Genomic DNA, 21,220 nt, shown 5'->3' on the forward strand with positions numbered 1-21,220 from the left:
ACTGAATCAGTCCGCTGCGATCTGTGGTGCCGGCGCGCCACGGTTCGCCGAGCGACGCTTGATCGCCTTGGCGCCGCCGAGCAAGGCCTTGCGTTGCTCGTTCAAACGCGCATCGGCACGGCGTTGCACATCGGCCGCCAGCTCCAGCAACTCGCCAACGTGCACCCCGTCAGCGCGTATCAGCGCCTGGAGCACCGCCCGGATCTGTTCGAACAAACACTCCAGCGTGCTCGGCTGGTACTGGCCCACCGGCGTTTCGAAACTCAAGTGAATGTGCTCGGCGTCGTTGTAGAACGCGGCAACCATGCCGATCTCGGCGGCCTGACGCCCGGACGGGAAGTCCTCGACCTGCAGCCCCTCCATCGACGGCAGGCGACCGACGCCTTCCTGGTAAATCAGCTTGATGTCGAACAGCGGCGAACGGCCGGCCCGGCGCGGCAGGCGCAAGGCCTCCACCAGGCGCTCGAACGGCAGGTCCTGATGGTCCGAAGCCTCCAGTACCGCAAGGCGACAAGCGTCCAACAACTGCGCCGCCGACTGCTCGGCATCGATCTCCACTTGCAGTACTAATTGGTTAACGAAGAAGCCGACCATTTCTTCAAGTCCGGCTTGATTTCGGTTGGCGATATCGGTGCCGATGCGCACCCGACTGACCTCGGTACGCTGGCGCAGGACCAGGGTGAAACCGGCCAGCAGCAGCATGAACAGCGACAGATCGCGCTGCCGGGCAAAGTCGCGCAACTGCTGGCTGAGTTCGCCGCTGAAGGTGAAATGGGCACTGGCCCCCTCTTGCGCCGTGCGCCGGTCGCCATCGGCGGGCAACTCGAGCACCGCTTGTGGCTCGGCAAGGCGCTGCTGCCAGTAATCGAGCTGGCGCTGCAGCTCACCGCCTTGCTCCAGCCACTGGCGCTGCCATTTGGCGAAGTCGGCGTACTGCACGCTGTGCGCCGACAATTGCGGGGTCTGACCACGGTTGAGGGTTGGATAGAGCGTGACGAATTCATTGATCAGCACGCGGAACGACCCGTCATCGGCGACGATGTGATGCACCGTCAGCAACAGCACATGCTCGTCATCCGCGACCCGCAGCACCCGCACCCGCAGCAACGGACCGTGGCGCAGGTCGAATGGCCGGGCGACTTCCTCGCGGGCCAGTTGCTGCGCTTCGACGTCCGGCACCGGCCGATGCCGCAGGTCGCCGGCCTCGAAGCTCAACGGCAATTGCCCGTGGACCCGCTGCCAGGCCTGGCCGTCTTCTTCGTAAAAGGTGGTGCGCAACACGGCGTGGCGCTGCATCAGGGTTTCGAAGGTCTGGCGCAAGGCCGCCAGATTCAACTCGCCCCGCAGGCGCAAGGCACCCGGCATGTTGTACATCGAACTGTCCGGCTCCAGGTTCCACAGGAACCACAGGCGCTGCTGGGCAAAGGACAACGGCTGGCGTTCGCCAGAGGTATCGGCCACCAGCGCCGGGCGTTCACAGGTGCGTTGCAGCATCTGCACCTGAGCGGCGAAATCCTCGAGGCGCGGATGTTCGAACAGGCTGCGCAAACTCACCGAAAGACCCAGTCGCTGGCGGATCTGCGAGACGATTTGCGTCGCCAGCAACGAATGCCCGCCCAATTCGAAGAAGCTGTTTTCCCGGTCGACGCGATTGACCTGCAACACCTGCCGCCAGATCTGCGCCAATCCGATTTCCAACGCACCTTGCGGGGCGCTGCCGACTTCGGCCTCCCAGACCTGCGGGGCCGGCAGCGCTGCGCGGTCGAGTTTGCCATTGCGGTTAAGCGGCAATGCGGCCAGCAACACCAGTTGCGCCGGCAGCATGTAGTCCGGCAGGCGCTCGCCCAAGGCGCGGCGCACGGTGTCGGTGAGTTGACGCGCATCAGCGTCCAGCAGTTCATCCGAGGCCGGCACCACATAGCCGATCAATTGCTTGCCGCCGACGCCTTCGTGCACCAGCACCGCGGCTTCGCTGATCATCGGCAGGCCTTGCAGGTGCGCTTCCAGCTCACCCAGCTCGACCCGGAAACCGCGAATCTTCACCTGATGATCGATACGCCCCAGGTACTCCAGGGCACCGTCCTCGCGATAGCGCGCCAGGTCGCCGCTGCGGTACAGCCGCGCCCCCTGGGTGCTGGAAAACGGATCGGCGATGAAGCGCTCGGCGCTCAGGCCCGGACGCTGGTGATAGCGCTGGGCAAGGCCGGCGTCGCCGCCGATGCACAATTCACCGACGCAACCGGTGGGCAGCAGGTGCCCTTCGCTGTCCAGCACATACAGCGCACGCCTCGGCAGCGCTTTGCCGATGGGTACGCCAAGGTGATTGCGGGTATCGGCCAGCGTGCATTCGTGGGTGCTGGACACCACCGTGGCTTCGGTCGGCCCGTAAGTGTTGAGCAGGCGCACATCACCCAAACCGGCGGCGTGCCACAGCTTCAGGCCTTCGAGGGACATGGCTTCACCGCCGACATGGACCTGACGCAAGCGCCCCTTGTCCCGCTGCGGTTGCGCGGCCCACTCCTGAGCCAGCAGGAACCAGTAGGCCGCCGGTAAATCCGCCAGGGTCACGCCCTGTTCGATGATTTGGCGATAGAGGGTGTCGGTGTCCCACAGCTCATCGCCGCGCATCACCAGCGCCGCGCCCACGCACAAGGGCGGGTAGCACTGCTCGACAAAGCCGTCGAAGCTGAACGTGGCGAATTGCAGCACGCGGTCTTGCGGGGTGAGTTGTGAATAGTCCGCCGCGATCACGCAAAACTCGCGCAGTGCGGCATGGGCCAGGCACACGCCTTTCGGCCGTCCGGTGGAGCCGGAGGTGTAGATCAGGTAGGCGAGGTCTTCGGCGCTGGCGAGGTTGACCAGGTTGTCGGTGCAATACCCGGCGTCTGCGCCCGGCTCCAGCGTCAGGCACGGCAAACCTTGCGGCAGCGCTACATCGGCCAGCAGGCCAGGTTGCGCCAGCAGCAGGTCCACGCCGCTGTCTTCGATCATGTAGGCCAGACGCTCGGCCGGGTAGTCCGGGTCCAGCGGCACATAACCGGCGCCGGACTTGAGGATCGCCATCAGGCTGACAATCATCTGCGCATTGCGTCGCACCGACAGGCCCACCCGCTGCCCCGGCGCCACACCCTGGGCGCGCAGGCGATGGGCGAGCTGGTTGGCTTGTGCATTCAACTGGGCGTAGGTCAGGCGCTCGTCACCGACCATCACCGCCAGTGCATCGGGGGTGCGTGCCGCTTGCTGCTCGAAACGCTGATGGGCCAGCAACGAGCTAGCGATTGGCGGTGCAGGCGGACGGGAACACGCCAACACCTTTGCTCGGGCCTGTGCATCCAGCAAGCTGACCGCGCCCAATGCCTGTTGGGGCCGTGCGACGAACTGCTCCAGCACCTGCAACAGGCTGGCGCCCAACTGGCTGATCTGCGCGGCGCTGAACCGGGAACGGTCGAAACTGAAATCCAGACGCAGGCTGGCGCCGACTTCGATACCCAGGGTCAGCGGGTAACTGGTGATTTCGTGATTGTGCAGCGCGCCGAAGGTCAGGCCCGCCGGTGCCCCTTGCTTGAGGGCTTCGGCCACCGGGAAGTTCTCGAACACCAGCAGGCTGTCGAACAGCGCCCCCTGCTGCCCGGCCCAGCCCTGAATGTCGTACAGCGGCACGTGTTCGAACTCGCGCAGGCTCAGGTTCAGGGCTTGCAGGTCGTTGAGCCACCGGGCCACGGACTGGCTCGCTGGCGGACTGGCAATGATCGGCAAGGTGTTGATGAACAGCCCCAACTGCTGCTCGATGCCCGGCAACGGCGCGGAGCGTCCGGCAACGGTTGCGCCGAACGCCACACAGGGCTGGCCGGTGTAGCGCTGCAACAGCAGGCCCCAGGCGCCTTGCAGCAGTGTATTGAGGGTGATTTTCTGCTGGCGGGCAAAATCGCTCAGGCGCTGTAGCGCGGCGCTTTCAAGGGTCAATTGATGCTCGCCCATGCCGTGCCCTTCTGCGGGCGTCGGCAAGGCTTGCGCCAGCAGCGTCGGGGTTTCCAGCGGCGCCAGCGCCTGTTTCCAGAACTGCTCGCCGGCCAGCAGCGGCTGCTGTTGAATCCAGCCCAGGTAGTCGCGGTACTGTCCCAACGGTTTGGTCAGCGTCTGTCCGGCATAATGCTGGATCACTTCGCCGAGCAACTGGGCGTTGCTCCAGCCGTCCATGAGGATGTGATGGCTGGTATGGATCAGGTGCCAGTCTTCACTGCCCCGACGCACCAGCAGCAGGCGGAACAGCGGCGCGGCGCTGAGTTCGAAGCCGCGGCTGCGCTCTTCGGCGGCCAGTGCATCGAGGTCGATGTCGGTCGCTTCGATCACTTGCAGTTGTAGGTCGATCTGGCGATGAATCACCTGATGCGCGGATTCCAGTCCCAGCCAGTGGAAACTGCTGCGCAGGATGTCATGCCGGTTGATCGCCGCTTGCCAGGCTCGGCCGAATGCCGCCAGGTCCAGGCCCAGGATCTCCAGGCGCAATTGATTGATGTAGGCCTCGGCCTGGGGTTCGTACAGGGTGTGGAACAGCATGCCCTGCTGCATCGGCGTCAGCGGGTAAACGTCCTCGATGGCCGGCGCAGGGACAGGCAAGGCATCGAGTTGTGCCTGGGTGATGCGCGCCAGCGGGAAGTCCGATGGCGTGACCTGGCCTGCCGCTGTCGTGCAGCAATGCTCGATCAGTGTCTTGAGTTCTTCGGTGTAGGCATCGGCCAGTCGTTGCACTGTGGACTCGGCAAACATGTCACGGCTGAAGCCCCATTGCAGCGAGAGCTGGCCGCCATAGACCTGGCCCTCCACGGTCAGCCAGTTGGCCAGCGGCGCATCGTCGCCTTGGGCCTGGCCACCGCTTTCCGGGGCCGGGACGAACAGCGCAGCGTCGTCGAACTGACGGTCGAACTGCCCCAGGTAGTTGAAAGTGATCCTTGGCGCCGGCAGGTCTTGCAGGGCCTGGCGCTGCGCCGGTTCACCGAGGTAGCGCAGCAGTCCATAACCCAGGCCTTTGCCGGGAATGGCGCGCAGTTGTTCCTTGATCGACTTGATTGAGTTCGCCGCCCCGGCCTCGGGTTGCAGGCGCAGCGGAAACAGGCTGGTGAACCAGCCGACCGTGCGGCTCAGGTCGATGTCGTCCGACAGGTCTTCGCGGCCGTGGCCCTCAAGCTGGATCAGCGTCGAGCCCTGCCCGCTCCAGCGGCAGATGACCCGCGCCAGCGCCGTGAGCAACAGATCATTGACCTGGGTGCGATAGGCCGCCGGGGCCTGTTGCAGCAGCAGTCGGGTCAGTTCGGCGTCCAGTTTCGATTCGATCTTGTGCCCGTGGCGCTGCTGCAAGCTGCCCTGCGGGTTGTCGCATGGCAGGTTCTGGGCATCCGCCAGTTGCGCCTGCCAGTACGGCATTTGCTGATCGAGTGTGCGGGCGTGCTGTTGCAGATGCATGGCCCAGGTTTGAAAGGCGCTGGTTTTCGCGGGCAACGCCACTTGCCGGTAGGCCTGTTGCAAGTCTTCAAGCAACACCCGCCACGACACCCCGTCCACCGCCAGGTGATGAACCACCAGCAGCAGGCGCTGGCTGCCATCGTCGAGGCAAACCAGCAAGGCGCGCAGCAACAGCCCGTTTGCCAGATCGAGACTGCGTTGCGCCTCACCGCAGAGGGCAGTCAAGGCTTCGGACGAAGACGCCCGACGCTGCCACAATCCAGCGGACTCGACTTGCGGCGCATGGCGTTGCTGCCAGCCTTCGGCACCGTCGATGAAACGCAGGCGCAAGGCGTCGTGGTGGTTGATGACGGTAACCAACGCCCGCTCCAACGCCTCAGGATTCAGCGCTTCCCGGGGCGTCAGCAGCAGCGACTGATTCCAGTGTTGACGCTGGGCGATGGCCTGTTCGAAGAAGTAATGCTGCGCTGGGGTCAGGATCACCTCGCCACTGACCGGGCCTTGATCGATGGTGCTGCGGCTGTCGAATGCCGCGACCAATGCCAGGCTGCGCACGGTCTGGTACTGGAACAGGTCCCGCGAGCTGAGGCGAATGCCCGCCTGGCGGGCGCGACTGACCACTTGAATGGAAATGATCGAGTCGCCGCCGAGTTCGAAGAAATTGTCTTCGAGGCCCACTCGCTCCAGGCACAGTACGTCTTGCCAGATCTGCGCCAGCGTGGTCTGCATCGCATCTTGCGGCGCGACGAATGCCTGTCGCGGCGCCGCGTCGGGTGGCGGCAGGGCCTTGCGGTCGAGCTTGCCATTGGCGGTCACCGGCAAGGCGTCCAGCGGCATCAGGTAAGTGGGCACCATGTATTCCGGCAGGCTGCCGAGCAGCCAGGCCTTGAGGGATTGCGGCCACTGCGAGTCGGCATCGGGATTTTCCAGCACCAGATACGCCACCAGATGCTTGCCGCCCTGCACCAGCACCACGGCTTCGCGCACCAGGACATGCTGCATCAGGCGGGTTTCGATTTCTCCCAGTTCGATGCGCAGGCCACGCAATTTGACTTGATGGTCGAGGCGCCCCAGGTATTCGATCACCCCATCGGCACGCTGGCGCACGCGGTCGCCGGTACGGTACAAGCGCGCGCCGTCATGGAAGGGGCACGGCACGAAACGCTCGGCGCTGAGCGCCGGACGCCGGTGATAACTGCGCGCCAGCCCGGCGCCGCCGAGGTACAACTCCCCCGCCACGCCGGCCGGAACCGGCAGCAATTGCGCATCCAGCACATGGGTGCGCAGGTTGGCGATGGGTCGGCCGATGGGCACGCTGTCGGCGCCTTCGTCGATGCAGGTCCAGTGGGTGACGTCGATGGCCGCCTCGGTCGGGCCGTACAGGTTGTACAACCCGGCGCCCGGCAGCTTTTTGAACACCTGCAATTGCGCGTCCAGCGGCAAGGCTTCACCGCTGCAGACGATGCGCTTGAGGCCGGTGCAAGCCTCGACACCCGGCTCGTGGATGAACGCCTGGAGCATCGACGGCACAAAGTGCAGCGTACTGATGCCGTAGTCATCGATCAGGCGGATCAACTGCGCCGGTTCGCGATGCGCTCCCGGCGGCGCTACCACCAGGCGCGCGCCGGTCATCAGCGGCCAGAAGAACTCCCACACCGAGACATCGAAACTGAACGGGGTTTTCTGCAACACCGAGTCGCGGCCATCGAGCCCGTAAGCCTGCTGCATCCAGCACAAGCGGTTGACCAGCGCCCCGTGACTGTTGCCGGCGCCTTTGGGCTTGCCGGTGGAGCCGGAGGTGTAGATCACATAGGCCAGGTTCAACGGATGCACGTCGACCCGCGGGCAGATGTCGCTGTAGCCGTCGAGCCAGTCTTGCACCTGATCCAGGGCGATGACCGTGACGCCATCGGTAGGCAGTGCGCCGATCAAGGTGCTTTGGCTGAGCAGCAAGCCAATCGCGCTGTCGTCGATCATGTAGGCCAGGCGTTCGGCCGGGTACTCCGGGTCCAGCGGTACGTAGGCACCACCGGCCTTGTGAATCGCCAGCAGGCCGATGACCATCTCCAGCGAGCGCTCAAGGCAGATGCCCACCAGCACATCCGGCCCGACACCCTGCTCGCGCAAGCAGTGAGCCAGTTGATTGCTACGGGCATCGAGTTGCGCATAGCTGAGCTGGCGTTCACCAAACACCAGCGCCGGCGCGTCGGGAGTGCGTCGGGCCTGGGCCTGAATCAACTCGTGCAGGCATTGCTCGACGGGATAGGTCTCGGCGGTGCGGTTCCAGTCCTGCACCAGCACTTGCTGCTCATCCGCCGTCAGCATCGGCAACTCGCCGATTTTTTGCCTCGAGTCATCGACTATCGCCTGCAACAGGCGCGTCCAGTGCCCGGCCATGCGTGCAATGGTATCGGCCTCGAACAGGTCGCTGGCGTAGGTCAGCGCGGCGTGCAGCTTGCCGCCCTTCTCCCAGGTGTCGAGGGTCAGGTCGAACTGGGTGGTGCGGCTTTGCCAGTCGATGCTGCCCAGCTCCAGACCGGACGCGGTGCTGACCGAGGCCATGTCGGCCACCTGCGGCTGATGGTTGTACATCACCTGGAACAACGGCGTGTGGCTGAGGCTGCGCTCCAGTTTCAGCGCTTCGACCAGGCGCTCGAACGGCAGGTCCTGATGGGCCTGGGCGCCGAGGGCGGTTTCCTTGATGGCGCGCAGCAGGTCATCGACCCGGGTCTGGCCGTCCAGTTGCGTGCGCAGCACCTGGGTGTTGACGAAGAAGCCGATCAGGCCTTCGATTTCTGCGCGATTGCGGTTGGCGATGGGCACGCCGACGCGGATGTCGGTTTGCCCGGTGTAGCGATGCAGCAGCGCGTTGAAGGCGCCGAGCAGCAGCATGAACAGGGTGATGTTGTGCTTCTGCGCGGTGCTGCGCAGTCGCTCGGCCAGTTGCGCCTCGACCGCGAATTCGTAACGGGTGCCGCGATAGCTCGGCATCGCCGGGCGCGGATGGTCCAGGGGCAATTCCAGCACCGGATGTTCATCACCCAATTGCGCCTGCCAATACGCCAGTTGCCGCGCCTGCTCGCCCGCCTCCAGCCAGCGGCGCTGCCACAGGGCGTAGTCGCTGTACTGGATCGGCAATGCTGTCAGCTGCGGTTGTGCACCCGCATCGAAAGCGTCGTAGCAGCGGATGAATTCGTCGATCAGCACGTTCATCGACCAGCCGTCGGAGACGATGTGGTGCAGGGTCAGCAACAGCACGTGTTCTTGGTCGGCGAGCTTGAGCAAGGTGACCCGCAGCAGCGGACCGGTCGACAGATCGAACGGCAGCGCCGATTGCTGCTCGGCGGTTTCAGCCACGGCACGTTCGCGTTCATTGGCAGGCAATGCGCTGAGATCCACCTGCTCGATCCGCAGCGGCGCCGTGGCAGGAACTTGCTGCAAGCTGTCGTCGGACTGACGCTGGAACACCGTACGCAGGGTTTCATGCCGTGCCACCAGGCTGGCGAACGCCTGCTCCAGCGCCGGCAGGTTCAAGCACCCGGTCAGCCGCACCGCGCCCGGCAGGTTGTACGCGCCGCTGAGGGGATCCAGTTGCCAGATAAACCACATGCGTTGCTGGGCGTACGACAGCGCCTGGCGATCCTCGGCCTCGATGCCGGCGGGAATCGGAAAACGGGCGAAATCCACGCCCTCCTGGTGCAAGGCCGCAAGGAACATCTGGCGCTTTTCCAGGGGCAACCCGATAAACCGGCGAGCGAGTTTCAAGGAGTCTTCAGCATTCATCTATCGGCATCCGCATCAGTAGGCAGCAGGCGCAAAGGCGCGTCGTGCCTATAAAACGAATGCAGGCGGGAAAAATTAGCGGATGGGGACAAGTATCAGGAGGGAGTAAACCGCGAAATTCAGGGCTGCTGAAAATCAAAAATGTGGGAGCGGGTGAAATTTGGGAGTGGTGTTAACCCACGGCAGCCATGGAATGCCGTCGATGATGCACCTCAAGCTGATCCTTGATCACCCGAAGCACCTTGGCCTCTTGCTCATGGATGAAGAAGTGCCCGCCGGCCAGCATGTCCACTGAAAAACTGCCACGGGTTTCCTGGCTCCAGCCGATCAACTGTTCGGCGGTGGCGCGGTCGGTCTTGCCGCCGAGCACGTGCACCGGGCACTTGAGCAACGGGCGCTGCACCGGTTCGAAACGTCCGCACAGCAGGAAGTCCGCGCGCAGCACCGGCAGGGTCAGGCTCATCAACTCTTCATTGGCCAGGATCTCTTCGCTGGTGCCGTTGAGGGTACGCAGTTGCTCGATCAGTTCGGCGTCGGTTTTCGGCTGGGCAAAGCCCCGGTCGTAGTCGGCGCGCATCGTCGGTGCGGCGGTGCCCGAGGCGAACAGTGCCACCGGTTCCGGGCAACCCAGCGCGCGAAACGCGTGGGCCATCTCACAAGCCAGCAGCGCCCCCATGCTGTGCCCGAACAGCGCGTACGGCGCCTTGAGCATGGCTTTCTGTTCGAGGGCCAGTTGCAACGCCAGGCGGCGCATGTCGGTGTGCAAGGGCTCGCCGTACCGTGCGCCCCGCCCCGGCAGTTCCACCGGTTGCAACGTGAGCCACTGCGGCAGTTTGCGTCGCCAGCGGCTATAGACCATGGCACTCGCGCCCGAATAGGGCAGGCACAGCAATGTCAGCGGGGTCACCGGGATTTCCTCGAAAGTTGTCTGTTTGGAGAACGGATGAGGTGTAGCCGGAATTAGCCATACAGTGATCCCCTGTAGGAGCGAGCCTGCTCGCGATAGCAGTGTGTCAGGCACTGATGATGTCAACTGATAGTCCGCTATCGCGAGCAGGCTCGCTCCCACAGTTGATTTGTGTACACCGTCCCATGTGGGAGCGAGCCTGCTCGCGATGGGGCCAGCAAAACCACCACAACCACCTCGCCAAATGAACTCTCGGCCGCCCAAACCAGTCAGCTACTTAGGCCTCCTGGTTCCCGGAGTTTCGCGACAATGGCTGATCACCCCGAACGCCAAAGCTCCATCGACGCCCACGGCATCATCGGCGACATGCGCAGTGCGGCACTGGTCAACGACAAAGGCAGTGTGGATTTTTTCTGCTGGCCGGAATTCGACAGTCCGTCGATCTTCTGCTCGCTGCTGGACACCCCCGAGGCGGGGATTTTCCAGTTGTCGCCGGACTTGCCCGATGCCCGCCGCGAACAGATTTACCTGCCCGACACCAATGTGCTGCTGAGCCGCTGGCTCAGTGATCGCGCCGTGGTCGAAGTCACCGATCTGCTGCCGGTCGGCGACACCGAAGATGACCTGCCGCTGCTGATGCGGCGGATCCGCGTGGTCAGCGGCAGCGCCACTTTCCACATGCGTTGCGCTGTGCGCCATGACTACGCCCGTGCCACGACCCACGCACGCGTGGACAAGCGGGACGTGATCTTCGAGGCCGCCAGTCAACCTTCGCTGCGGCTATCTTCGGATCAGGCCTTACGCATCGACGCCAATGTGGCGCTCGCCCAATTCACCCTCGAACAAGACCAGACCGGCCAGTTCCTGCTCGGCGCCGTCAACGATGCTCGCTTCAAGGAAGGCGCTGGCGAACTGTGCCTGCAACGCACCCTCAAGTTCTGGCGCGACTGGGTCGGCCAGTCCAACTACCGCGGCCGCTGGCGCGAGATGGTCAACCGCTCCGCCCTGGCAATGAAGCTGCTGACCTCGCGCAAACACGGCGCCATTCTCGCCGCCGCGACGTTCGGCCTGCCGGAAAGCCCTGGCGGCAAACGCAACTGGGATTACCGTTTCACCTGGATCCGCGACGCCTCGTTCACTGTCTATGCATTCATGCGCCTGGGCTTCGTCGAAGAGGCCAACGCCTACATGCGCTGGTTGCGCGGGCGGCTCAGCGACTGTCAGGGCAGGCCGATGAAGCTCAACATTCTCTACGCCATCGACGGTCGTCAGGAGTTGCCGGAGGTCGAGCTGCCGCACCTGTCCGGCCATGCTGGCGCACAACCGGTGCGCATCGGTAATCAGGCGTACGAACAGGTTCAGCTCGATATCTTTGGCGAGCTGATGGACGCGATTTACCTGGTCAACAAATACGGCGAAGCCATTTCCCATGAAGGCTGGAAACACACGGTGGAAGTGGTGGATCAGGTCTGCGAAACCTGGGCGCAAAAGGATGTCGGCATCTGGGAAATGCGCGGCGGGCAATACCATTTCCTGCATTCACGGCTGATGTGCTGGGTCGCCCTGGACCGCGCCATCCGCCTCGCCTCAAAACGTTCGCTGCCGGCACCGTTCGCGCGTTGGGACCAGACCCGTCAGGCGATCTACGCCGACATCTGGGAGAACTTCTGGAATGAAGAGCGCGGGCATTTCGTCCAGCACATCGGCGGCACCGGCCTGGATGGCTCGATGCTGCTGATGCCATTGGTGCGCTTCGTCAGCGCCCGCGACCCGCGCTGGCTGGCGACCCTGCAGGCCATCGAAAAGAGCCTGGTACGCGACGGCATGGTCTACCGCTACCGCAACGACGACCGTCAGATCGACGGCCTGCCCGGCAGCGAAGGCGCCTTCGCCGCCTGCTCGTTCTGGTACGTCGAATGCCTGGCCCGTGCCGGCCAATTGGACAAGGCCCATCTGGAGTTCGAACAGTTGCTCAGGTACGCCAACCCGCTGGGGTTGTATGCCGAAGAGCTCGACAGCCATGGGCGGCACATGGGCAATACACCGCAAGCGCTGACGCACCTGGCGTTGATCAGTGCGGCGTGTTTTCTGGACCGGAGGTTGAGTGGGGAGAAAAGCTTCTGGCAGCCTTAACACCGCTTTTCCCTTGTGGCGAGGGGGCTTGCCCCCGTTGGGCTGCGCAGCGGCCCCAAACCTATCGATCAAGTCTCTCGGTTGCCTGACTTTACGACTGCTACGCAGCCGAACGGGGCGGTGCGGCGGTCCGACAAGCCCCCTCGCCACAGGTCTTGTGCAATCCAAGTCTTACGTTTCTTAAACAAAACAGCTTCCAACATCCCGAAAATGTCCGGTTGCCTGCTGTTAAATCCCCACCTAACATCGACCATCAAGGATACAGCGGAGCTGTCCAGAACAGCCCGAATTCAAGGAACCAGAATGACCCAACGCATCCAGCGCAGTATCGATTCCCCGCTCCGAACCGGTTTGAACCGCGAAGAACTCTGGGAGGCCGGTGACAAGGGCCTGATCAAATGCTGGGAAGTCGGCCGCCAGCGCGCCACCCGCTTCCCCGACCTCGCCCGACAGTGCCTCGCCGGCGAGTTACCGGTACTAGGCTGGAAAGGTGGCGTGAGCCGCAGTCTGAAGAAACTCGAAAAATATGGCTCCCTCAAATACCTCGCACAGTGGCAAGGGTTGCGTGGGGAAGACCTGGACGTGGATCTGGCACAGGAACGAGCACTGACATGTACTCGGACCGGCATGGTGGTGACGTTTACGCCGGATCGGGCGAAGTATTTCAATCAAATAGCGGAAGTTGAATCCTAGGAGCATGGACGATGGTCGATTTGCATCAGGAATTTCAAAACAGTGGATTCTTCCACGAAGCGCGCATTGATAAACGTTCAGCCGACGCACTGGTAGGTATTGCGGCTGGGCTCGCTGCCGATGGCAAGATCAACCAGCAGGAAGCCGAGTTTCTCAAGAGCTGGATCGAAGTTCATTTGTGTCATCTGGGTGATCCAGTCGTGAACATCCTCTATAAACGCCTCTCCAACATGCTGAGTGATGGCGTGCTGGACTCCGAAGAATCGGCTGAGCTACTGGACATGCTGCACCAGTTTGCAGGTCTGCCGATTGGCTCTGACCAGATCTTCACAACGCCTTGCAGTCTTCCACTCGATAACCCTGCACCCGCACTGAACTGGATTGATCGGGTTTTCCTTTTCACCGGCGTTATGGCTTACGGTCCGCGCAAAGAATGCGAGTCACTGATAGTCGAACGCGGCGGTCTGATTGGTGGCTCGGTCAGCAAAAAGATCAACTATCTGGTGGTCGGCAGCATCGGAAACGATCAATGGCTTCATAGCACTTATGGCACCAAGATCAAAAAAGCCGTTGAACTGAGAGAGAGCGGTGTTCCTATCGCGATCATCAGTGAAGAACACTGGCAAAGGGTGCTGTTCGGGTGACACAACTATCGGCACCCAGGGGGGATGATGATTGAGCAGCCACTAAAGACCGTCCGCACGTCCCAACTCGACATTGCCTACGAAGAACACGGCCCCGCTACCGGCGACACGGTCATCCTGCTTCATGGCTTTCCCTATTCACCGCGCGCCTACGACGAAATCGCCCCCGCTCTCGCCGCTAACCGTTACCGCGTGATCGTCCCGTATCTGCGGGGATACGGCCCGACGCGCTTCATCAGAGCCGATACGCTGCGCTCTGGCCAGCAAGCCGCCCTTGCCCAGGATTTGCTTGACCTGATGGATGCCCTTTCCATTAAACAGGCGTCCCTCTGTGGCTACGATTGGGGTGGTCGGGCGGCGTGCATTGTGGCGGCACTGTGGCCGGAACGGGTGCGCTGCCTGGTTACGGGCGATGGCTATAACCTTCAGGACATCCCCCATTCGACACTGCCTCTGGCTCCCGAGGCCGAGCATCGCTATTGGTATCAGTACTATTTCCACACACCTCGTGGCGTCGCGGGCCTGACCGAAAATCGCCACGCTTTTTGCGAATTGCTCTGGAAACTGTGGTCACCCACCTGGGCCGATAACGCTGCACGCTATCCGTTGAGCGCCCCGGCCTTCGAGAACCCGGATTTCGTCGACGTTGTGATTCACTCCTACCGCCACCGTTTCATGTATGCCCTTGGCGATCCGACGCTGGAATGGATGGAGCAGGCCCTGAGCAAACAGCCGAGCATCAGCGTACCGACGATTTCCTTGTGCGGTGCCGATGATGGCGTCGGTCCCGCGGAAGAATTCGACGAAGATATCAGGCATTTCACCGGCCCCTATGAGCGTCGAGTGCTGGCAGGCGTTGGCCACAACATTCCCGAAGAAGCGTCGGAAGCAACACTCAAGGCGCTATTGGATCTGCTCCAACACTGACCGAAAACCGCTCCCGATAAGCCTGCGGCGTCACGCCCATGCCCCGCAGGAAACTGCGGCGCAGGGTTTCTTCGCTGCCGAAGCCGCATTGCACCGCCAGCCGTTTGATCGGCACACCGGTGTCGCTGAGCAAACGCCGTGCGGTTTCGACGCGGATCAGTTCGATGGCCCGGGCCGGGGTCTGGCCGGTGTCGGCGCGGTAGTGGCGCACGAAGCTGCGTTCGCTCATGCCGGCCTGCAAGGCCAGGGTCGGGATACCCAGGTCCTGGGTCAGATTTTCGCTGATCCAGGCGTGAAGTTCGTCGAAACGGTTGCCTTCCTGTTGCAGGGACAGGGTTACGCTGAATTGCGACTGGCCACCCGGACGCTTGAGAAACACCACCAGTTGCCGGGCGACCTCCAGGGCCATGTTGCGCCCCAGGTCCTGTTCGACCATGGCCAATGCCAGGTCGATACCGGCAGTCACTCCGGCCGAGGTCCAGACCGGACCGTCGTTGATGAAGATCGGATTGGGCTCGACCTGCAAGCGCGGGTGCTGTTGCGCCAGTTGCTCGCAACGGGTCCAGTGGGTGACCACGCGCCGGCCATCGAGCCAGCCGCTGGCCGCCAGCAGAAACGCACCGGTACACACCGAAGAAACCCGCCGGCAGCCATGGGCATGTTCGCGCACCCAGGCGACCAACGGCGCATCTTGCGCCGCTGCGTAAACACCCCAGCCACCGGCGATGATCAGGGTATCGCTGCCCCCATCCGGCAATGGCTCGGCCAACAGCGCCAACCCCGCCGACGACATCACCGCCCCGCCGCCGCTGGCAATCACCGTCGGCGCGTAGGGTCGCGGCAGGCCTTGCTGTCGGGCAATGTCGTTGGCCGAAGCGAATACCTGCAGCGGCCCGGTGACGTCGAGCAATTGCACATTGGCGAAAGCGAGTACATGGATGGTTTTCGACATTTGGCGTAATTCGTGGGGATATTGGCGTATGCGCCAAAGCCTACGAGCCTACAGTCAAACCGTCCACCCACTTCACGAGAAAAACACCATGACGTTGCAGATCGGTTTTCTGTTGTTTCCACAGGTTCAGCAGCTGGATCTGACCGGCCCTTATGACGTGCTGGCCTCGCTGCCGGATGTGAAAGTGCATCTGATCTGGAAAGACCTGATGCCGGTCACCGCCAGCACCGGCCTGCTGTTGAAACCGACCACCACCTTCGATGATTGCCCGGCACTGGACGTGATCTGCGTGCCCGGTGGCAGTGGCGTCGGGCCGTTGATGGAAGATGACCAGCCCCTGGACTTTCTCAGGGCTCAGGCCGCCAACGCCCGCTACATCACGTCGGTGTGCACCGGCGCGCTGGTGCTGGGCGCGGCGGGATTGCTCAAAGGCAAACGCGCCACCACTCACTGGGCGTATCACGAACTGCTCGAGCCGCTGGGCGCAATCGCGGTGAAAGACCGGGTGGTTCGCGACGGCAACCTGTTGACCGGTGGCGGCATCACCGCCGGTATCGACTTCGCCCTGACCCTGGCCGCCGAGCTGTTCGACCAGGCCACCGCCGAGCTGGTGCAGCTGCAACTGGAATACGCCCCGGCCCCACCGTTTAGCGCGGGCAGCCCGGAGACGGCCCCGGCCAGTGTGCTGGAGGAGGCTCGCCAGCGGGCTGCCGGCTCATTGAAGCTGCGGGCGCAGATCACCGAGCGTGCGGCGGCGAAACTCGACCGACAGTGAAAAGATGGTGGCGGGAACCCCGGTTCCTGCCACCACGACTTTTCATGCACGCAAAAAAAAACCCGCCGAAGCGGGTTTTTCCAAGACCATGACGACTCCTTGTCGTAGCGTTCCTTGCAGATGGTCGATCATCCATGATCCTGAGCACATCCTGTGCTTCAGTGGGTGAGGCAAGATTACGCATCGGATCCAATTTGTAACAGGCGACATTGCTACCATCGCGTGTAAGACATTCGCTATAGACCCCCTTCCGAAAACCCTTGGACGCCACAGGCTCCGAGCCGACTTCAGCCACCCTACTGCTCGTGGGCTTTGGCATTTTCGGTCAAAAACTGCTCGATATTGTTCATTTGCTCTTCCCAGCCACGACTGTCCATGCGGAAGGCCTTTTCGCGACGGGCCTGGGGAATGTGATCGAAACCGGACTCGGAAACCTTGAGCAACGTGCCGTTGTCCATGTCTTCGAGCTCGAATTTCACCAGTGTGGTGGGCTCCTGGGAGTAATCGACTTCCGGTTTCACGGCATAGGGGTGCCAGCGAAACGAAAACAGCCGTTCCGGCTCGACCCGCTCTACCAGTACGTTCCAGCGCAAATGCTCATAACCGGGGTAGGTAACCTGCCCCTGAGTCCACTCGCCTGCCACAAAACGCTTGCCCTCCAGTGCCACACCAAACCACCGTCCGAACATTTCGGCATTGGCCAGCACGCGCCAGACTTGTGAACGCTTGGCCTTGAGCAGGACTTTCCTTTCGATGCGATCAGATGCTGGGTTCATAAGTCACCTCCTGTACTTGAACAGTAGTCAGTAAGACCACACGATCAACCCTAAAGTTGTACCAATCGGGATGTGCAATCAACCATGCCCGAGACATTCGATTGCATTTACGCGGATAGTTCTGGCGCAATCACAAAAGTCAGAGGGTCGAAACTGCTAACGTTCACCCTCGAAACAGCATAGAAAAGGATAGCGCCATGAAAAAATTGCGCGGCAGTTGCCTGTGCAAAGCCATCGAATACGAGCTCGATAGCCTGGACATGCCCATCAGCCACTGCCATTGCCAAACCTGCCGCAAGGCACACGCAGCGGCTTTTGCATCGACCGCCGGGGTCATGCGCGAGCACTTTCACTGGATCAAGGGGCAAGATCGGCTGACGAGCTACGAATCGTCGCCGGGCAAGTTTCGGTATTTCTGTTCGGCCTGCGGTTCACACCTGATAGCCGAACGGCCGGCCCAGTCGCACGTGATCGTTCGGGTGGCGACACTGGATACCGATCCGCAGATGACGCCCCAGGCGCATATCTGGACGGCCCATGACGTGCCATGGCTGGAATACGATTCGGTGGAAAAACACGCGCAATGGCAAGCGTAGCGGGCTGAATGCCCCTCGGCGCTACATTGCACCTCTCTTTCGGTCACAACGAGCACTCCAGCATGAACCCACGCTTGTTATTGGCGCTGACGCCCCTGTTGTTCACCTCCATGGCGTTCGCCGTGGACTGCGACAATGCCAGCGACCAGGCGGCGATGAACCTGTGCGCGGCGCAGCAGAATGCGGCCGCCGACAAGGAATTGAATGCGCTGTACCAGCAGATCACTTCGCGACTCAAGAGTAACCCGGACAGCAAGAAGCAGTGGGTGGGTGCGCAGCGGGCGTGGGTTGCGTTCCGCGATGCCGAGTGCAAGTTCTCGGCGTCCGGAGTGGAAGGCGGGAGTGTGTATCCGCTGATCTATAGCAATTGCGTGACGGAATTGACCAAGGCGCGGGTGATGACGTTCAAGACTTACCTGAAGTGCCAGGAGGGGGATTTGGGGTGTCCGGTGCCTGGGGTTTGATTCTTTAGCGCCTGTCAGGGCCTCTTCGTCGGAACGCCGCCCGGAGCAGGCTTGCTCCTACAGTGGATTTTCGGTGAACACAAGTTTTGTGCCTGACCGGGAACCCTGTAGGAGCGAGCCTGCTCGCGATGGCGTCAGTCCAGGCGCCGCACACTACCGCACAAAAATCTGCGCCGTGGTAATCGCCATGTCCCCGCCCGGCAACTTGATGCTACCCGTCTGTTTCAGGCTGTCGGCATCGAAGATCGCCACGTCATTGAAGGTTCCCGCCAGGTAGATCTTGCTGCCATCCTTGTTAAAGGAAATGCAGTAGTAGGAATGATCGAGCGTGGCGGACTGCAGCATTTTCTTCTGCTTGATGTCGTACTTGGCCAGGCGGTTGAGCACGCCGAACATCAGGTTCGGATCCTTGGGCGAGCGCATGCCGCTGAAGTAGATCTCCGTCAAAGGGCCGAAATCGGTGGTTTCGGTCTTGCCGGTCTTCAGGTCGACACTGAACAGGCCATACAGGTATTCGGCGGTGGCAGGGTCCTGTTTCTTGTCCTTGAACTTCGCCGCAGTGTACAGCAGCGAGAAGTCATGCCGATACGTCTGCTGGTTCCACACGTAGAGCACGTCCGGCGCGCTGTAGTTCGGGCGTTTCCAGTGGCGGCTGGGGATCAGCACATCGAACTTGCCGGTTTGCACATTGACCTTGTAGACGTCCGCCCCGGCCACGTACAGCGTGCCGTCGTCACCGCTCTGCATGATGGTCAACTGGCGCGGCGCCGGGAAACTGCGCACCGGCTTGGCATCCATGCCGGCATCGGTCTTGTACACGTCGAGCCGTGGCTGCTGCACTTCGTAGCGGTCGTTCATCATCAGCGTCGGGTTAGCGATGGTGAACAGTTCCTTGCCATCGTGACTGAGGGTAAAGGCGAACATCGAGCGCGCTTTCTCCCCCGGCTTCTGGGTGATGCTGGCATGGAACACCTGTTTGCAGTTGTCCAGTTCGACGCCGTAGACATCGGCATAGTGATTGTTCAGCACGTAGGCGGTCTTGCGGTCTGGCGACAGCTGCACGGTGCCGGGGCCGAAGGCGTCGGGCATCTTGCAGGTCTTGAACAGGGTGTCGGTGGCCAGGTCGATCACGTGCAGGTTGTTCGGGTAGTTGGTGGTCACCATGTATTCGTGACCGACTTGCAGCGCGGTGTTTTCATCGGCCAGAACACTGACAGAACAGCTGCTCAGGACGGCGAACGCGGCCAGGCCGCAGGCTTTGATGTTGTGCATGCTGGAATCCTTCTTCTGTGATCACTTGTCTTTGGGGAAGACAGTGCCGAGGTTGCGCCAGTTGTCGTTGGACGCCTGGGCATCCTTGTTCCAGTCCGGGTAGGTGCTCATCATGTCGGGCACCTGGGCCGGCCACCAGCAAGGGTCGGAGCAACCGTAGAGGTCGGCCTCCATCGGCTGGCACAGCGACGACACTCCGCCAAACGCGTCGATTTCCCAGCCAGGGTCGGTGGTCGAGGCACAGCCCGCCACGGAACTCATGGCCACCACTTCTTCAATGCGGTTTTCATCCGCGGCCTGATCCAGCTTCAACGCTTTGTTATTGATTGCCTTGAGATGTTTCATATCAGTGAGCCTTGCGCGGAGTGATGTAGCTGCTGATGAACGCAGGGTTATTGGCCATGATCCGGGTGTAGACCTCGATGCCGAAGTCGACCCAGTCACGCATCAGTTCGCAGTAGTGATAGGTCGGGTGCGTCGGGTCGCCGTAGCGGGCGTAGCTCTCGTGGTAGCAGCCGCCGGAACACAGGTTGCGGATCTGGCAGTCTTCGCAGCCGGTGTTGCTGCGGTCCAGGCGCTGGGACAGGAAGTCGTTCAACTCCACCTGTTTCACGCCACTGTGGACGTTGCCGAAGGTCGGCAGACTCGAACCGGTAAAGCGGTGGCACAGGTTCAGCTCGCCCTTGTGATCCACCGCCAGCATCTTCAGGCCCGCGCCGCACGGCAGGGCCTTTTTGTGGCCTTCGTGGATGTCGGTGATGAGCTGGTGCAGGTTGGAGAAGCCGATGTTGCGGTGCTCCAGCGCTGCTTCCAGGTAACGACGACCGAGCTTCTTCATGTTGGCGAAGACTTCGATCAGCTCGTCACTGGTCAGGTTGAACGTGCTGATATCGCCGGAGGTCACCGGGGCGAAACCGACTTCGGCAAAACCCAGTTCGTTGAACAGGTGATCCCAGATGGTTTCGACGTCGGTCACGCCGGTGGTCAGGGTCACCCGCGCGCCCACCGGACGACTGTTGTAGCGCGACAGCAACATCTCGGCCTTGCGCCGCACCACGTCATAGGTGCCCTGCCCGCCCACGGTGATGCGGTTGCGGTCGTGCACGGTCTTCGGCCCGTCGATGCTCACCGACAAACCAAAGCGGTGGGCGTTGAGGTAGTCCACGGTTTCTTCGGTGAGCAGCGTGGCGTTAGTGGTCATCACGAACTCGACGAACTTGCCGGCCTCGCGAAAACGCTTCTCACAGTAATCGACCATGTACTCGATCAGTTTGCGGTTGCTCAGTGGTTCGCCGCCGAAGAACACCACGGTGAAACGCTCTTCGTCCGGGGATTCGCGCAGCAGCATTTCCACCGAGGCAATCGCCGTTTCGACGTCCATCTTCTTGCCCGCCGACGGCTTGTCGAGGTCTTCCTTGTAGCAATAGGTGCAGCTCAGGTTGCAGCCGGTGTTGACGTTGAGCACCACGGTGTTGATGGCCGTGCGCTCGACCCGCTTGGTGGCTATGTCCGGGGTCAGCGGCGAGCCGTCGCTGACCAGTTCCAGGGCCATCAATTCACGCAGGGTCTCGGTGATTTCCTCGCCGTTGAAACGCGCGGCCAGGCGCTGGATCAGGTCGTCCGAGGAGCAGCCAGGGCCGCGCAGGGTATCGATGATGGTGCCCGTCAACTCATCGCTGGCGAACAGCGAACTGCTGGGGATGTGAAATAGCATGCGGTCGGCATCGACCTGCACTTCGTGCAGATTGCGTTCGACCAGATTCAAGATAGCGCCCATAACCAACCTCCTGTGCAAGCCCCGGATGCGGGGCCTGCGATCATTCCGAAAAGTGTCTGAA

At 62.1% G+C, this 21,220-nt stretch carries 14 protein-coding genes; 7 read left to right on the forward strand and 7 right to left on the reverse strand.

Translation table 11 applies throughout. From position 1 onward, the window contains the following. Nucleotides 1-6: 6 nt before the first annotated feature. A complete protein-coding gene (locus tag KGA83_RS16095) occupies nucleotides 7-9,243 on the reverse strand; it encodes a non-ribosomal peptide synthetase (protein ID WP_223530166.1) in 9,237 nt (3,078 codons plus the stop codon). 172 nt (nucleotides 9,244-9,415) lie between these two features. Further along, on the reverse strand, nucleotides 9,416-10,150 hold the full coding sequence (locus tag KGA83_RS16100; RefSeq protein ID WP_223530167.1) for a thioesterase II family protein: 735 nt from the start codon (nucleotides 10,148-10,150) through the stop codon (nucleotides 9,416-9,418). Between the two features lie 309 nt (nucleotides 10,151-10,459). On the opposite strand from KGA83_RS16100, the gene KGA83_RS16105 reads away from it, so the two are divergent. From KGA83_RS16105 to KGA83_RS16120, 4 genes are all read left to right on the forward strand, one after another. Next, entirely contained in the window at nucleotides 10,460-12,283 is a 1,824-nt protein-coding gene (locus KGA83_RS16105; protein WP_223530168.1) for a glycoside hydrolase family 15 protein, read from the forward strand. A gap of 303 nt (nucleotides 12,284-12,586) precedes the next feature. Beyond that, a complete protein-coding gene (locus KGA83_RS16110; protein WP_108219474.1) occupies nucleotides 12,587-12,976 on the forward strand; it encodes a hypothetical protein in 390 nt (129 codons plus the stop codon). 11 nt (nucleotides 12,977-12,987) lie between these two features. Then, nucleotides 12,988-13,620, forward strand: a complete 633-nt coding sequence (locus KGA83_RS16115) for a BRCT domain-containing protein (RefSeq protein ID WP_108219434.1) — start codon at nucleotides 12,988-12,990, stop codon at nucleotides 13,618-13,620. A gap of 24 nt (nucleotides 13,621-13,644) precedes the next feature. After that, nucleotides 13,645-14,547, forward strand: a complete 903-nt coding sequence (locus tag KGA83_RS16120; protein WP_223530169.1) for an alpha/beta fold hydrolase — start codon at nucleotides 13,645-13,647, stop codon at nucleotides 14,545-14,547. On the opposite strand, the gene KGA83_RS16125 is transcribed toward KGA83_RS16120, so the two are convergent. Beyond that, nucleotides 14,516-15,499 (reverse strand): GlxA family transcriptional regulator, encoded by a 984-nt coding sequence (locus tag KGA83_RS16125; RefSeq protein WP_223530171.1) that lies wholly within the window; start codon nucleotides 15,497-15,499, stop codon nucleotides 14,516-14,518. The two genes, KGA83_RS16120 and KGA83_RS16125, sit on opposite strands and share 32 nt — an antisense overlap. An 88-nt stretch (nucleotides 15,500-15,587) precedes the next feature. Between KGA83_RS16125 and inhA the strand changes: the two genes are divergently transcribed. Next, a complete protein-coding gene (gene inhA / locus KGA83_RS16130; protein WP_108219431.1) occupies nucleotides 15,588-16,274 on the forward strand; it encodes an isonitrile hydratase in 687 nt (228 codons plus the stop codon). A 296-nt stretch (nucleotides 16,275-16,570) separates the two neighbouring features. Here inhA and KGA83_RS16135 read toward each other — a convergent pair whose 3' ends face one another. Then, nucleotides 16,571-17,050 (reverse strand): SRPBCC family protein, encoded by a 480-nt coding sequence (locus KGA83_RS16135; protein WP_115947516.1) that lies wholly within the window; start codon nucleotides 17,048-17,050, stop codon nucleotides 16,571-16,573. A gap of 197 nt (nucleotides 17,051-17,247) precedes the next feature. Here KGA83_RS16135 and KGA83_RS16140 point away from each other — a divergent pair, with 197 nt between their 5' ends. Next, complete coding sequence (locus KGA83_RS16140; RefSeq protein ID WP_223530172.1) at nucleotides 17,248-17,646, forward strand: GFA family protein; 399 nt, start codon at nucleotides 17,248-17,250, stop codon at nucleotides 17,644-17,646. Nucleotides 17,647-17,708: 62 nt separating this feature from the next. Further along, nucleotides 17,709-18,110, forward strand: a complete 402-nt coding sequence (locus tag KGA83_RS16145; protein ID WP_223530173.1) for a lysozyme inhibitor LprI family protein — start codon at nucleotides 17,709-17,711, stop codon at nucleotides 18,108-18,110. A 153-nt stretch (nucleotides 18,111-18,263) separates the two neighbouring features. On the opposite strand, the gene peaD is transcribed toward KGA83_RS16145, so the two are convergent. From peaD to peaB, 3 genes are read right to left on the reverse strand one after another with little or no spacing between them, the layout of a single operon-like run. Continuing rightward, a complete protein-coding gene (gene peaD, locus KGA83_RS16150; protein ID WP_223530174.1) occupies nucleotides 18,264-19,382 on the reverse strand; it encodes a quinohemoprotein amine dehydrogenase subunit beta in 1,119 nt (372 codons plus the stop codon). A gap of 21 nt (nucleotides 19,383-19,403) precedes the next feature. Continuing rightward, nucleotides 19,404-19,727, reverse strand: coding sequence for a quinohemoprotein amine dehydrogenase subunit gamma (gene qhpC / locus KGA83_RS16155; RefSeq protein WP_008016081.1), 324 nt, complete (start codon nucleotides 19,725-19,727; stop codon nucleotides 19,404-19,406). Between the two features lies 1 nt (nucleotide 19,728). Next, on the reverse strand, nucleotides 19,729-21,159 hold the full coding sequence (gene peaB / locus KGA83_RS16160; RefSeq protein ID WP_223530175.1) for a quinohemoprotein amine dehydrogenase maturation protein: 1,431 nt from the start codon (nucleotides 21,157-21,159) through the stop codon (nucleotides 19,729-19,731). Nucleotides 21,160-21,220 lie beyond the last annotated feature (61 nt).

This window comes from Pseudomonas sp. GL-R-19, from assembly GCF_019956375.1.
In the GTDB taxonomy this organism is placed as follows: Bacteria; Pseudomonadota; Gammaproteobacteria; order Pseudomonadales; family Pseudomonadaceae; genus Aquipseudomonas.

Excerpts from the sequence above, each read along its gene's own strand:
- KGA83_RS16140 (WP_223530172.1), top strand. The coding sequence starts at position 17,248 with ATGAAAAAATTGCGCGGCAGTTGCCTGTGCAAAGCCATCGAATACGAG.
- qhpC (WP_008016081.1), bottom strand. The coding sequence starts at position 19,727 with ATGAAACATCTCAAGGCAATCAATAACAAAGCGTTGAAGCTGGATCAG.
- peaB (WP_223530175.1), bottom strand. The coding sequence starts at position 21,159 with ATGGGCGCTATCTTGAATCTGGTCGAACGCAATCTGCACGAAGTGCAG.
- KGA83_RS16145 (WP_223530173.1), top strand. The coding sequence starts at position 17,709 with ATGAACCCACGCTTGTTATTGGCGCTGACGCCCCTGTTGTTCACCTCC.
- KGA83_RS16105 (WP_223530168.1), top strand. The coding sequence starts at position 10,460 with ATGGCTGATCACCCCGAACGCCAAAGCTCCATCGACGCCCACGGCATC.
- KGA83_RS16135 (WP_115947516.1), bottom strand. The coding sequence starts at position 17,050 with ATGAACCCAGCATCTGATCGCATCGAAAGGAAAGTCCTGCTCAAGGCC.
- KGA83_RS16110 (WP_108219474.1), top strand. The coding sequence starts at position 12,587 with ATGACCCAACGCATCCAGCGCAGTATCGATTCCCCGCTCCGAACCGGT.
- inhA (WP_108219431.1), top strand. The coding sequence starts at position 15,588 with ATGACGTTGCAGATCGGTTTTCTGTTGTTTCCACAGGTTCAGCAGCTG.
- KGA83_RS16115 (WP_108219434.1), top strand. The coding sequence starts at position 12,988 with ATGGTCGATTTGCATCAGGAATTTCAAAACAGTGGATTCTTCCACGAA.
- peaD (WP_223530174.1), bottom strand. The coding sequence starts at position 19,382 with ATGCACAACATCAAAGCCTGCGGCCTGGCCGCGTTCGCCGTCCTGAGC.
- KGA83_RS16125 (WP_223530171.1), bottom strand. The coding sequence starts at position 15,499 with ATGTCGAAAACCATCCATGTACTCGCTTTCGCCAATGTGCAATTGCTC.
- KGA83_RS16095 (WP_223530166.1), bottom strand. The coding sequence starts at position 9,243 with ATGAATGCTGAAGACTCCTTGAAACTCGCTCGCCGGTTTATCGGGTTG.
- KGA83_RS16120 (WP_223530169.1), top strand. The coding sequence starts at position 13,645 with ATGATGATTGAGCAGCCACTAAAGACCGTCCGCACGTCCCAACTCGAC.